At 44.3% G+C, this 14151-nt stretch carries 8 protein-coding genes and 1 pseudogene; 8 read left to right on the plus strand and 1 reads right to left on the minus strand.

The features are described from left to right. Positions 1 to 6: 6 nt before the first annotated feature. The 8 genes and pseudogenes from lepB (at position 7) to QVP94_RS09980 (ending at position 13530) form a co-directional block, all read left to right on the plus strand. A complete protein-coding gene (lepB, locus tag QVP94_RS09945; RefSeq protein ID WP_022192519.1) occupies positions 7 to 894 on the plus strand; it encodes a signal peptidase I in 888 nt (295 codons plus the stop codon). Positions 895 to 1000: 106 nt separating this feature from the next. After that, positions 1001 to 2710 (plus strand): O-antigen ligase family protein, encoded by a 1710-nt coding sequence (locus tag QVP94_RS09950; protein ID WP_353884503.1) that lies wholly within the window; start codon positions 1001 to 1003, stop codon positions 2708 to 2710. 100 nt (positions 2711 to 2810) lie between these two features. Then, the gene (locus QVP94_RS09955; RefSeq protein ID WP_022192521.1) at positions 2811 to 3878 is read left to right on the plus strand and encodes an efflux RND transporter periplasmic adaptor subunit; all 1068 of its coding nucleotides are present in this window, start codon (positions 2811 to 2813) and stop codon (positions 3876 to 3878) included. A gap of 27 nt (positions 3879 to 3905) precedes the next feature. Next, the gene (locus tag QVP94_RS09960; RefSeq protein ID WP_022192522.1) at positions 3906 to 6971 is read left to right on the plus strand and encodes an efflux RND transporter permease subunit; all 3066 of its coding nucleotides are present in this window, start codon (positions 3906 to 3908) and stop codon (positions 6969 to 6971) included. After that, positions 6968 to 8461, plus strand: a complete 1494-nt coding sequence (locus tag QVP94_RS09965) for a TolC family protein (protein WP_005859576.1) — start codon at positions 6968 to 6970, stop codon at positions 8459 to 8461. Before QVP94_RS09960 ends, QVP94_RS09965 begins: the two co-directional genes overlap by 4 nt. Further along, positions 8451 to 11681, plus strand: coding sequence for an efflux RND transporter permease subunit (locus QVP94_RS09970; protein WP_008779159.1), 3231 nt, complete (start codon positions 8451 to 8453; stop codon positions 11679 to 11681). The genes QVP94_RS09965 and QVP94_RS09970 overlap by 11 nt, the downstream gene beginning before the upstream one ends. 52 nt (positions 11682 to 11733) lie before the next feature. Continuing rightward, on the plus strand, positions 11734 to 13080 hold the full coding sequence (locus QVP94_RS09975; RefSeq protein WP_005859583.1) for a glycoside hydrolase family protein: 1347 nt from the start codon (positions 11734 to 11736) through the stop codon (positions 13078 to 13080). A gap of 74 nt (positions 13081 to 13154) precedes the next feature. Then, positions 13155 to 13530, plus strand: a pseudogene (locus QVP94_RS09980) (DUF6078 family protein). Positions 13531 to 13723: 193 nt separating this feature from the next. On the opposite strand, the gene QVP94_RS09985 reads toward QVP94_RS09980, so the two are convergent. Beyond that, positions 13724 to 14151: PD-(D/E)XK nuclease domain-containing protein (locus tag QVP94_RS09985; RefSeq protein ID WP_288213227.1), on the minus strand; the 428-nt coding region annotated here is incomplete at its 5' end.

A 14151-nucleotide genomic window follows, 5' to 3' on the forward strand; every position in this document is an offset into this window, starting at 1 on the left:
TCTATCATGAATATAAGACGAAAACACATACTTGATATATTCATCAACAAAGTCCTACGGATCGCCAGTATACTCGTTATTTCAACTCTGTCTTTTATTTTCATGCAGATATTTTGTTTCAGCACTTTCAAGATACCATCCGACTCCATGAGTCCAACCTTGAAAGACGGAGATAACATCATGGTATTCAAGCCTACAATTGGCGCACGTATATTTAACATATTCACATCTTTACGTAACGAACCAACTAAAATCTATCGGATCCCCGGATTCCAGCAAATACAGCGAAATGACATTCTTGTATTTAATTTCCCCTTCCCTAATCGATGGAATAAAGTAGAAATGCATATATTAAAATATTATGTAAAACGATGCGTGGGACTACCCGGTGACACATTATCTATTAGAAATGGAATATTCAAGATAAGAGGATACGAAGGTGCCATAGGAAACGATATATCTCAACAAACAATATCAAAGCGAGAAGACGACACATTTGAGAAAGAAATTTTTAAATGTTTTCCGTATGACACGACTTTCAATTGGGATATAAGAAATTTCGGTCCTCTATTTATTCCTAAAGCAGGAAACTCGATACAGATGGATCGATCAAGCTATATTCTTTATAAAAAGTATATTGAGTGGGAACAACAAAAAATCTTGAGTATTCATTGCGAATCGGTCTTTTTGGGAGATAAGCAAATAGACACATACCAGTTTCAGAAAAATTACTATTTCATGGCAGGGGATAACGGAGAAAACTCTCAAGATTCCCGCTATTGGGGGCTTTTACCTGAGGAATATATCGTAGGTAAAGCTTGGATCATATGGAAGTCAATAGATCCATATACGGGTAAAATCAGATGGAAACGATTATTTAATCCAGTTAATTAACATGAAAAGCCTTTATTATATAGACTGTTTTTTTCTCTCGTTTCTAGGTGTACTACTATTATGTACCCCATTCGCAATCATGTCTGAATTAGTGAATGGAATTATCATGGGGAAATTACATTGGGTACAACTCATATTGTTTATCTTTTCAATCTATATACCATTCTCTCTTTTTACCAAAAAACAAAAGCCTGATATCTCTTTAACATGGAATGATTTTATACTTCCACTTATAGGCATTTGGTCTGCCATCGCTTATCCATGGACACTTAATCCCGAACCGGAAAAAATCATATTTATCGGACAGATGGTTATATTATGGTTTATACTTCGATATACTATCAGCAAATATCCGATGCTTGGAAACTATTTTTTATTTGTCCTCATAGGTATCGGCTTGATAGAAGCTATTTGGGGATTCAAACAATTACAAGGTTGGACACAATCTAGCCATTCCCTATTTCGTTTAACTGGTTCTTTTTTCAACCCGGGGCCTTATTCCGGATATTTAGCGATTACGCTTCCTATAGCTCTTGGGATCTTGTTGAAACAATCCAAACGGAATATTTTATATTATTTCGCAATGTTGTGTATACTTACAATTATCGTCATACTCCCCGCCGGAATGAGCCGGTCGGCATGGATAGCGGCAATTTGCTCTTGCGCTTGGGTTTACGCAATGTACCGCCTTGATTGGAAACGGATAAAAATAGAATTGATACAGCACAAAAAGCCATATATAATATGTGGCTTTCTCGGATGTGTTTTATTTCTCGCAGGAAGCACATACTTCTATACATTAAAAAAGGATTCTGCGGATGGCAGGTTCCTTATGTGGAAAGTCACAGCAAAAGCAATTCAAAAATACCCTGTAACCGGTACAGGCTTAGGTGGGTTCCCAGCTGCTTACGCTGAAGCACAAGCCGAATACATGACTTCAGGAAAAGCTAGCGAACAGGAGAAATGGATCGCAGGATGTCCGGAATATGCTTTCAACGAATACCTGCAAATCGGCTTGGAGCAAGGGATCATTGGATTAGCCTTGTTTATGACTTGCCTAGGAAGTATTGTCTATAAAGGGATCAAGAATAAAAGATATGCCTGTTGTGGAGGAATCATAGCGTTGGCTATATTTGCTTTCTCATCGTATCCGTTACAATTGCCGGAGTTCTGGGTCATATTGATATTTTTGGGAGTGATGTGCGTAACACCGAATCCGGATCAAATTCAAAAGGATGAGACAGAGCCTAGTCACAACGAATGGTATAAACGGGTATTTCTTATTGGTGTAGCCATTCTAGGCATTACACTATTTTGGACCCAGAAAGATTATTATAGGGCTTATCAAAAATGGGACAGAGCACAAATGTTTTACAATAATAAAGCTTACGAAGCGGCCTTGGAGGTATATGAACCTTTGTATCCATTATTGAAGCATAAACCGGAATTCCTTTTCGAGGTCGCTCAATGCCTAAGCAAGACCGGACGATACGAGAAAGCGAATGGATATCTGGAAAGAGCTGTCTTATTAAGCTCCGATCCCATGCTTTATTACGTAATGGCTAAAAATGAGCAGTGTTTAGGTGAATACCGACAAGCGGAAAAGCACCTGTTACATGCCATTGATATTTTACCGGAACGTATCTATCCGTATTATCTGTTAATGAATCTTTATACGGAACCATCTTATTTTCAACCTGCAAAATTGAAAAAGGCGATTGATTCCGTATTAACTAAGAAACCCAAAGTGGAAAGTTCCGCTATTAAAGAAATGAAAGAGAAAGCACGAAGTATGTTAAACAACACATCAATATGAATACAATATCCTTATTTTTATAGCAATTACGACTACATCGTAACAATAAATACTTATATTTGCGAATGACAAATTGTACAAACCGATCAATCATACGAGTATGAAATACTATAAATTGTTGACCTTTACGCTTTTATTCTGTTTAAGCGCATGCGGCGGAGAAAAGAAAGATACAGATGCCACACAGGATTCCGTAGAGACCGTATTGCCGGATGAGGCGAACGAAGTCACGATCATGACATTGAAGCAAACGGAATTTAATCATGAGTTGATAAGCAATGGTAAACTGTCCGCTCGCAAGTTGGTGGACTTACGGTTTGAGTCGGCGGAACCCATCGCCCGTATCTACGTGAAGAACGGAGACCGGGTAAACAAAGGACAGAAAATAGCGGAACTCGCTACTTTCCGGCTCACGAACAAAACAGCGCAAGCCAAAGATGCCCTAGAGAAAGCGAGGCTTGAATTAAAAGACGTATTGATCGGTCAAGGATATATGCTGGAAGACTCAGCGAAAGTCCCGCCCGCAACGCTCAACCTAGCACGGGTAAAAAGTGGATATGATCTGGCGCTCGCCCAATATCAACTTGCCCAATATGAGGAACAGAATGCGACGCTAATCGCGCCTTTCGACGGTATTATCGCAAACCTTTTCGCTAAACAAGAGAACGTGGTGTCTACGACGGACGCATTCTGTACCGTTATCGATCCTCATAGTCTGGAAGCCTCTTTCACCGTATTGGAAAGTGAGTTGCCGCTTATCCAAAACGGAGATAAAGTGGAAGTTACCCCTTTCGCCACCACCAGCTTAAAGACTGAAGGACGTATATCCGAGATCAACCCGCTAGTGGATGAGAACGGGATGGTACAAGTGAAAGCGGCGGTAAACGACAAAGGTAAATTATTCGAAGGCATGAATGTACGGGTTAGCGTACAACGCTCGCTTGGGAAGCAATTGGTCGTACCTAAAACGGCTGTGGTATTACGTTCCGGAAAACAAGTCGTATTTACTTTAGTTGATGGGCACGCTTATTGGAACTACGTGCGCACCGGACTGGAAAACGCGGATAGTTATACCCTTTTGGAAGGATTGAAAGAAGGGGATGTCGTGATTACAAGCGGCAATATTAATCTGGCGCATGAGTCACCGGTCAAGGTAATTGAAAATTGAGAATTGAGAATTGAAAATTAGTTGCGTATGATTCGCTTCCTGCTACAACGTCCGATAGCGGTATTGATGGCTTTTACGGCTTGCTTTATCGTGGGGTTGGTGACTTATTTCACCATACCGGTCTCCTTATTGCCTGATATCGCCATACCTGAGATTACCGTTCAGATATCCGGACAAAATACATCCGCACGGGAATTGGAAAACACCGTCGTGAAGCCGGTCCGTTTGCAATTGATGCAAGTGGCAGGATTACGGGATATCCATAGCGAGACTCGTGATGGAGCGGGTATTATCCGCCTTAGCTTCGACTTTGGCACGAACACGGATCTTGCCTTTATAGAGGTCAATGAGAAAATAGACGCCGCCATGAATTACCTGCCCCGTGAGGTAGAACGTCCACGGGTAGTCAAGGCGAGCGCTACGGACATTCCGGTGTTTTGCCTCAACCTCACACTCAAGACAATTGAAAATGATGCCGCTTTCCTCGATCTTTGCCAATTCGCGGAAACAGTGATCAAACGAAGGATTGAACAGTTGCCGGAAGTGGCGATGGTGGATATCACGGGCATATTAGGACGGCAATTACAGATCGTACCGGATATGAAGCTCTTGGATATGGCTGATATTACGTTAAATGATTTGGAATCAGCCTTGTCTGCCAATAATATAGAGCCGGGAAGCATGACCGTACGGGATGGTTATTATGAGTACAATATCAAATTTTCTACCTTATTACGTACACCGGAAGACGTACAAAATATCTATATCCGTAAGAATGACCGGATCTTCCAGATAAAAGATCTGGCAAAAGTAGCTGTCGTACCAGAAAAAGAAACCGGCTTATCGCTAGCCAACGGGGAAAGGGCCGTCACGTTAGCCGTTATCAAGCAAGCGGATGAGAATATGGACAATATGAAAGAGGCGCTTGCCGAGGTTACCGATTATTTCAAGTCTATTTACCCGGATATTGAATTTACGATCACAAGAAACCAGACCGAGTTATTGGATTATACGATCTCCAACCTCAAACAGAATCTATCGTTAGGTTTCTTATTTATCTGCATCGTGGCGATCCTTTTCCTCGGGGACGTAAAAAGCCCGGCGGTAATCGGACTAAGTATGGTAGTCAGTATCATCATTAGTTTCTTGTTCTTCTACCTTTTCAATATGTCCTTAAATATCATCTCCCTATCCGGATTGATTTTGGCATTGGGTATGATGATAGACAGTTCCATCATCGTGACGGAGAATATAGCGCAATACCGGGCAAAAGGAGATAATCTGGAAGAAGCGTGTATAAAAGGGACCACAGAAGTAATCACCCCCATGCTTAGTTCCACATTTACCACGATCGCCGTATTCGTCCCGCTGGTATTTATGAGTGGTATAGCGGGAGCGATTTTCTTCGATCAGGCGTTTGCTGTTACGGTTGGTTTAATGGTCTCTTATTTCACCGGAATCATGTTACTGCCTGTACTTTACAAATTAGTTTACAGCATACCGGAGATCAAGCATTCCTTTTTCAATCTGAAAATAAACAATTTGATCAAGGAGCATACGCTAGACCGATTCTATGACGGAGGGGTTGATTTCATATTCAGGCATAAAACCACTAGCCTACTATTTGTAGCTGTCACTATCCCCCTTTGCGCGATCCTATTCTATATGATCCCCAAAAGCCGGATGCCGGAAATCGATCAGAATGAGTTAATCGCACATGTTGAATGGAATGAGAACATCCATATTGATGAGAATAGAAAGAGAGTCACCGAATTATTTGGTGAGGCCGATCGGTTAGGTGCGCAACACACGGCCTATATCGGACAGCAACAATTCCTGCTAAACCGAGACAGGGAATTATCCATCTCGGAAGTAGAGCTTTATTTCAAGACAGAAGAGACCGATGCTATCGCTCCTTTACAACAAGAAATCTCCGCTTGGGTAAAGCGAAATTACCCGACAGCCGTATTATCGTTCTCTCCGCCGGAGACCGTGTTTGAGAAACTGTTCGTAACCGGTGAGGCCGATATCGTAGCCGAGTTCTATGCCCGTAACAAAGAACAAGCTCCGGATGCCCCTACTTTGCAAAAACTAGAGAAAACACTAGAGAGTAAGACCGGTCTCGCTCCCGTTGGCGTAGCTTTCGAGAATCAATTAAACATATCCATAGACCATCAGAAACTATTACTTTATAATATCTCCTATGAAGAGGTCTACCGGGTACTTAAGACGGCCTTCAAGGAAAATGAAGTCGCTACTTTACGCTCTTATCAACAGTATTTACCGATCACGCTAGCCGGAAACGAGCAAACGGTCGATCATATCCTACATAATACGTTAATCCGTACGCAACCGGACGAAAACCAAAAGACGAATCATGTCCCTCTTAGTGCAGTAACAAAAATTACTCCCGGAGAGGATTTGAAGATACTCACCGCTGGAAAGAACGGGGAATATATTCCTTTTAGCTTCTATCAAGTAGAGAATGCGGAACAGTTAATGGAAAATATTCGGGAGCTCGTCCGCAGCGAATCCAAAGATAAGACGAATTGGGACATCGATTTCTCGGGAAGCTTCTTCTCGAACCAACAAATGCTGAATGAACTGGTCGTCATCTTGTTCATATCCATTCTCTTGATGTACTTTATCTTAGCGGCGCAATTCGAGAGCTTCTTGCAGCCCTTGATCGTCCTGCTGGAAATACCTATAGACGTAGCCGCCTCCTTACTGGTATTATGGATATGCGGGCATACCTTAAACCTGATGAGTGCTATCGGTATCGTGGTAACTTGCGGTATCATCATAAACGACTCTATCTTGAAACTGGACGCGATCAATGAGCTTCGGAAAGAAGGTGTACCCTTGATGGAAGCGATCCATGAGGCGGGTCGTCGCCGTCTGCGCCCGATTATCATGACCTCATTGACAACTATATTCGGTATGGTACCGCTACTATTCACGTTCGATATGGGTAGTGAGTTGCAAAAGCCACTCTCCATTGCCATGATCTCGGCGATGCTGATCGGTACGGCTGTCAGTTTATTTATTATCCCTTTGGTTTATTGGTTTATCTATAGGAGACATGCATTATGAAAAAAAGATACAAGAGGACATTCCTAGTTTTATACGCGTTCTGTTCGCTATTAGCCGAAGGAGTATCGGCCCAATCGCTCGTCCTTTCCCTTGAGAAGACGATCTCATTGGCCGCCGATAGCTCGCTGGAGGCTTTTCGTACGAAAAACCTATTCTTGTCCGGCTACTGGGAGTTTCGTAATTACAAAGCGGAGCGACTGCCTAGTCTTACATTGAATATCACACCCGCCGAATATTACCGGGATATCACGAAACGATACGATTCAGAAAAAGACATTGACGAATACCGTAAGCAACAGTCCTTTTATGCGGGAGGAAACTTAAAGATCAAGCAGAACTTCGATATGCTGGGTGGTAGTTTCTTCGTGGATACGGATCTGGGGTATATGCGCTATTTCGGCTCGAATACTTATAATCAGTTCACCTCCGTTCCAATCCGTATCGGATACAGCCAAGATTTATTGGGATACAATCCTTTCCGGTGGGAGAAGAAGATAGAGCCTCTAAAATATGAGAAAGTAAAGAAAGAGTTGCTTTATAATATCGAGACCGTCAGCGAGCAAGCCACCACTTATTTTTTCTCTTTAGCCATGGCTCAAGTAGAATATGATATGGCCAAAGAAAATGTAGCGACAACCGATACGTTATACCGTACCGGCCAAGAGCGGCATAAGATCGCGGCTATTAGTCAAGCGGATTTACTGACACTCAAGCTGGATGCGATCAATGCCCGCAATACGTTACAAAACGCCGATATAGCCTTGAAGCGAGCCATGTTCAGTCTGGCCTCGTATTTGAATTTCGATAAGAATACGAAGATACGGCTTCGTCTGCCGTCACGCCCCCATGATATGGATATTCCGGTGGATCAAGCATTGACGTTAGCCCGGGAGAATAACCCCAAGTTTCTGGAAGTGCGGCAAGAGGTGTTAGAGGCCGAGCAACAAGTGGATAAGACCAAAAAGGAAACCTTATTCAACGCTTCCTTGAATGCTAGTATCGGTTTCAATCAAGTAGCGACCCAGTTTAAGGAAGTTTACAAGAATCCGCTGCAGCAGGACTTGGTATCGATATCTATCTCTATTCCCCTTATAGACTGGGGAGTACGGAAGGGTAAATACAATATAGCCAAAAGCAATCTAAATGTTACGCAAATATCCGCACGGCAGACGGAAGTCACTCTGGAGGAAGACGTAATCATGACTGTCGGCGATTTCAATGTACAGCAAAACCTGATCGCCAGCGCCGAAGAGGCTTTGGACATCGCGATCATGGCCTATAACGAGACCAAGCAACGTTTCATGATCGGCAAAGCGGATATCAATAGCCTTACGCTCTCCTTGAACCGACAGCAGGAAGCGCAACGTAATTATATCACGGCCTTGCAAAATTATTGGTTGAGCTATTACAAAATACGTAAGCTCACCTTACATGATTTCGAGACAGGCATCTCATTAGCCAACGAATTTGATTACGAGCATGGGTTCTAAGCCGAACATATCATCCTTTACGATCATCGTCACCTTCCTTTGTATCGCATTGGCGGGGATCGCTTTCGTGCCTTTATTGCCGATCAAGCTATCTCCCTCCCGTACGCTGCCGAAATTAAGTATCAGCTATAATATGCCCTCCAACTCAGCGAGGGTTATCGAGATGGAGGTAACCTCACGGTTGGAGGCGATGCTTGCCCGTATCAAAGGAATCAAAGAGATCTCCTCGACCTCGGGAAACGGATGGGGAAGGATTACTTTAGAACTAGATAAACATACGAATATAGATGCCGCACGTTTTGAGGCATCAACAATTGTTAGACAGACGTGGCCGGACCTTCCGGAAGAATTAAGTTATCCGATTTTAGAGATGAGCCGTCCGGACGACAAGGAATCACGCCCGTTCATGAGTTATACCTTGAACGCTTCCGCTACCCCGATATTCATCCAGCGATTCGCCGAGGATCAGATAAAGCCCCGGCTTAGCAGCGTGCAAGGTATTTATCGTATCGATGTAAGCGGAGCGACCCCTATGGAATGGCGCTTGGAATACGATAGCCGCCAGCTACGGGATCTGGGGATCACGATAGAGGATATCCAATCGGCGATCAGCCAATATTACAAAAAAGAGTTCCTTGGAACCGCTAATATGGGACAAGGAGATACCAGCAAGGAATGGATTCGTCTGGCGTTAATGCCGGAAAAGATCACGAATGGGTTCGAACCATCGCATATCACCGTCGCAAACAAAGATGGTAGCTTAATCCGGCTGGATCAATTGATAAAGGTAACCCGGCAAGAAGAGGCCCCGCAAAGTTACTACCGGATCAATGGTTTAAACTCTATTTACCTGTCTATCCGTGCGGAAGAGACTGCCAACCAGTTGCAATTAGCCAAGAAAGTGAAGGAAGAAATGAAACATATCCGCACCTTGCTTCCTCCCGGTTACGAGATCCATACCAGTTACGACGCTACCGAATTTATCCAAGAAGAATTGGATAAAATCTACGTCCGTACAGGCTTGACCATCTTGATCCTCTTGCTCTTCGTTCTGCTGATTACCCGGAATGTACGTTATCTGTTCTTGATCATCATCAGTTTAAGTATCAACCTGTGTATAGCCGTCATCCTTTATTATTTATTAGGGTTGGAGATGCAATTGTACTCGCTGGCGGGTATCACGATCTCTCTCAGCTTGGTGATCGATAATACGATCGTGATGACCGATCATATCCGGCACCATCATGACCGGAAAGCGTTCTTGTCTATTCTGGCGGCCACTTTGACGACTATGGGCGCCCTCGTGATCATCTTCTTCTTGGATGAGAAGATACGGTTGAACTTACAGGATTTCGCTGCTGTCGTGATCATTAATCTGGCCGTATCTTTGTTCATCGCGTTATTCTTGGTTCCGGCATTGATCGACAAGATGAATTTGCACCGGAAGAAAGTCGCTTCTTCTTCCCCAAAAGCCCGGAGTCATTGGAGACAACATCCGGTGGTCCGTCCGATACGGTCGTTCATACACCGTTTCCCAGTCTATTTCTCTCATTATTACCGGGCGCAGATCCGTTTCCTTTGCAATTGGAAAAAGCTGGCTTGCCTTATTCTAGTACTGGCTTTCGGACTACCGATATTTTTATTGCCGGAGAAGATCGAGCCGGAAGAGAAGGATCTATCCGCAAGGGACTCTTTGTGGATCGCTCGCTACAATGAATTCGCGGCGAAAGGTATTTGGAAGGAAACGATAAAACCTATCGTCGATAAGAGTTTGGGAGGAACCTTGCGCCTATTTGTCCAAAAGGTATACGAGGGAAGTTATTTTACCCGGAATGAAGAAACGGTATTAAGTATCAGCGCTTCCATGCCGAACGGTACGACCCTTGATCAAATGAACCACTTGATCAACCGAATGGAGGCTTACTTGAGTACCTATAAGGAAATACGGCAATTCCAGACCAGTATCTATAACGCACGTCAAGCCAGTATCAACGTCTATTTCACCCGTGAGAACGAGCGAAGTGGTTTCCCCTACACCTTGAAAAGCAGGGTGATTAGCAAAGCGTTGGAATTAGGTGGTGGAAGTTGGGGCGTATGGGGACTTATGGACCAAGGTTTCAGCAATGATGTCCGTGAGAACGCAGGTTCTTTCCGGATCGAGATGTACGGATATAATTATGACGAGTTATACGAATGGGCGGAGAAACTACGGGAGAAATTGCTTACGTATCGCCGTATCAAGGAAGTATTGATCAATTCCGAGTTTTCTTGGTGGAAGGATGATTATCAGGAATTCTACTTCAACTTGAATAAATCCCGTATGGCGCAAGCGGATATATTGCCTATCGATTTATTCGCGTCTATCCGGCCTGTTTTCGGTAAAGATATCTACGCAGGTACCATCGTCGTTGATAACGAGACGGAAAAGCTAAAACTTTCTTCTCGCCAATCAAAGGAGTTCGATATCTGGAGTATGCAATATGTACCTCAAACCATCCGTGATAAATCCTATAAGTTGTCCGAACTCGCTATCGTCGAGAAAAGCCAGACCCCTCAACAGATAGCGAAAGTAAACCAGCAATACAGGCTCTGCCTGCAATATGAATATATCGGAGCCTCCTCACAAGGCGAGAAGATACAGAAAAGGGAACTTAGAGAGTTTAACAAGATCCTGCCTATGGGATATACGGCTAAAGCGGAAAAGAACTATTGGTCATGGGATCAGAAAGATAATAAACAATATGCGTTATTATTCTTGATCATCGTTATTATTTTCTTTACGACCAGTATCTTGTTTAATTCCTTGAAACAACCGCTGGCGGTCATTTTTGTCATACCGATCTCTTATATCGGGGTATTCCTGACCTTCTATTGGTTCAAACTGAACTTCGACCAAGGTGGATTCGCCTCCTTCGTTTTATTATGCGGTATCACGGTAAACGCCAGTATCTATATCTTAAACGAATATAACCAAATTCGGGAACGGATACCCGCTATTTCCCCAATCCGTGCTTATCTAAAGGCATGGAACGCCAAGATCACACCGATTTTCCTAACCGTTATATCGACCATACTCGGATTTATCCCGTTCATGCTAGGCACCGATAAAGAAGCCTTTTGGTTCCCGCTCGCCGCCGGAACGATAGGCGGCCTTATCATGTCTATCCTAGGCATCTTCTTTTATTTACCGATATTTACGCTGAAAAAAGAACGGCATTAAACAGGAATACGTATCTTTAACGGATAAATCGTTAATCAAATTCATTAAACTTATGAGACACATAAATTATTTAGTATTGCTTCTGGTAGCTTGCAGCGTAGGTGCTTGCAGTTCCCCGAAAAATGATACGAAAGATGCTTATCCGATGTTCTGGACTTGGTTGGATTACCAGCCCGGAATGAATTTCGACTCCATCTGTACGATCATGAATGAGGCGGGGATAGACGGTGTCATGCTAAACGCCCCTACTCCGGATGATTATCGGGCCGCTATTCCCATCGCCCAGAAACATGGGATAGAGGTCTACGCTTGGTTATGGACGATGAATCCGGAACATGACCGAGACGCTATCTTAAAAGAACATCCCGAATGGTTCAGCGTAAACCGCAATGGACAAAGCTTGGCCGATACGACCGCTTACGTGGATTACTACAAATTTATGTGCCCCGCCTTACCCGAGGTACGGGAGTTTATCAAGAAGAAAATAGAGGCTTACTGCGAGGTAGAGGGTTTGAACGGTATCGCTATCGATTACAACCGTTTCGTGGATGTTATCCTGCCGACTACCCTTTGGCCGAAATACGGTATCGTGCAAGACCAAGAATATCCGCAATGGGATTTTGGTTATCACCCGGCCATGATCGAGAAGTTCAAGGCCGCTTACGGATATGATCCAAGAGAACAAGAAGATCCCTCGCAAGACGAGAAATGGCTCCAATTCCGTTGTGACCAGATTACCGAGGTCGCTAATATGATCGCCGACGTGGTTCACTCTTACGGCAAGAAAATGGCAGCCTCTCCTTTCCCTACGCCCAAGATGGCATCCAAAATGGTTCGTCAAGACTGGGGGAAATGGAATCTGGACATTGTCTTCCCCATGGTATACCATAACTTCTACACGGAAGATATTAGTTTTATCTCAGACTGTATGATAGAGGATGTCCGGGATAAGAACCCGAAAACCACGCTTTACTGCGGACTGATGGTAGCCGACGATATAGAGAATGCCATGGATGCCGCACTGAATCATGGGGCGGAAGGAATCTCTATCTTTACCGTATCCGCTTTGCGCACTCCGGAAAGCCGTGCGATGTTCAAGGCTTATGCAGATAGTGTTCGTGCGGTTCGTGCCGAGAACAATGGGGTGAATCCGGCTTTATCCAAGAGCACCAAAGTAACGAATCCTTTCGAGAGCATGGATATCTTGAATAGGATAAACGCAAAGATCAAAGAGCTCGCCAACGTGCCTATTCCGAATATCGCCGATTATAAATTGGTGAACGAAAAAGGTGCCACGAAATACTACGAGGTCAAAGAGCTGAACACAGGAAAGACATTCTGCGTAGACTTTTACTTCTACGGAGGTATTCTTTCCGGATGGAATGTTACGGTTAAATAAGTACTTGATAATAGCTATTTTTACGCGGCCTACCTCGTAAATTCATGAGGTAGGCCGCATGCGTAAACACCCCTATTCCAGAACGCTGAAACAAACAATCACCTTTAACAAGAATACTTAATAAAGCCCGACGAGACGGCCTATTGGCAGATCATCAGCCCGAGACACCTCGCCTCATTGAAGGGAACTTGCCCTTATTACCGTCCGAACAAGAAAGTACGCTATGCCGCGGGATTCGTAAGCCTATTGGAGAGCTTGCCGCACAAACAGATGCTCTCTGTTATCCCGGGACTCATGAGGCACTTCAGCCGGCGCACTTACTACCGCGTCCGCAAGGGAGAAAGGCCGCTCTCACCCTCCGAGCAACAGGTCGTATTGAATGCGCTCAAACACTGTGGGGTGAAGGAGCCAAAAGGTTTCGACGCTTATTTCGAGGAGTACGACTGGTAAACCAAGGAAGAGAGGCTTGTGCCACTACCCATGTTACGAATGTGCCATCACCGTGGCATGCGTGTGCCATCGCAGTGGCACGCCTTTGCCATCGAGGTGGCACGGGCGTGCCAGCATGGTGGCACAACTGTGCCAATAGCATGGCACATCATTGGCACCACAAAGTACTATTAATAAAGCAATTGGAATGATATCACGGAGTCACCTCCCAGCATTTCCATCCTTTGTTGGCACAGATATATACAATGTAGGAACGGACATGGTAGTACGGGAACTTCTCCTTGGTATCCTTGGCGTAGGCGAGTACTTGCGCCACGTCCTCGGGACGGGGATCGCTGAGCGCCAGCATGCGCTCCACCTCCTTCGCCTTGAAATACTTGAATTCCACCAACCGGTCATCCTTGTAATAGTCCGTACCGGGGATACCGGTCATCTCGAAATCCGAACGGCCCGCCGAATTGTTCTGCTCGATGGCGAACGTATAGTAGCTGCTCAGGTAACGGGAACAAAGCTCGAAGAAGGAGCAACGGATGAAATTCTCGTTGATCCTGTCGAACACCTGCGCCGGGAACTGCCCGAGGTATTGCTCGAAGTAGTTTTGTACCAGCGGCTCGAAACGAC

It is taken from the genome of Parabacteroides sp. CAG:2, from assembly GCF_000436315.1.
In the GTDB taxonomy this organism is placed as follows: domain Bacteria; phylum Bacteroidota; class Bacteroidia; order Bacteroidales; family Tannerellaceae; genus Parabacteroides; species Parabacteroides distasonis.

What these genes read in the sequence shown, in the direction of transcription:
- QVP94_RS09975 (WP_005859583.1), top strand. Translation starts at nt 11,734, where the DNA reads ATGAGACACATAAATTATTTAGTATTGCTTCTGGTAGCTTGCAGCGTA.
- QVP94_RS09970 (WP_008779159.1), top strand. Translation starts at nt 8,451, where the DNA reads ATGGGTTCTAAGCCGAACATATCATCCTTTACGATCATCGTCACCTTC.
- QVP94_RS09950 (WP_353884503.1), top strand. Translation starts at nt 1,001, where the DNA reads ATGGGGAAATTACATTGGGTACAACTCATATTGTTTATCTTTTCAATC.
- QVP94_RS09965 (WP_005859576.1), top strand. Translation starts at nt 6,968, where the DNA reads ATGAAAAAAAGATACAAGAGGACATTCCTAGTTTTATACGCGTTCTGT.
- QVP94_RS09960 (WP_022192522.1), top strand. Translation starts at nt 3,906, where the DNA reads ATGATTCGCTTCCTGCTACAACGTCCGATAGCGGTATTGATGGCTTTT.
- lepB (WP_022192519.1), top strand. Translation starts at nt 7, where the DNA reads ATGAATATAAGACGAAAACACATACTTGATATATTCATCAACAAAGTC.
- QVP94_RS09955 (WP_022192521.1), top strand. Translation starts at nt 2,811, where the DNA reads ATGAAATACTATAAATTGTTGACCTTTACGCTTTTATTCTGTTTAAGC.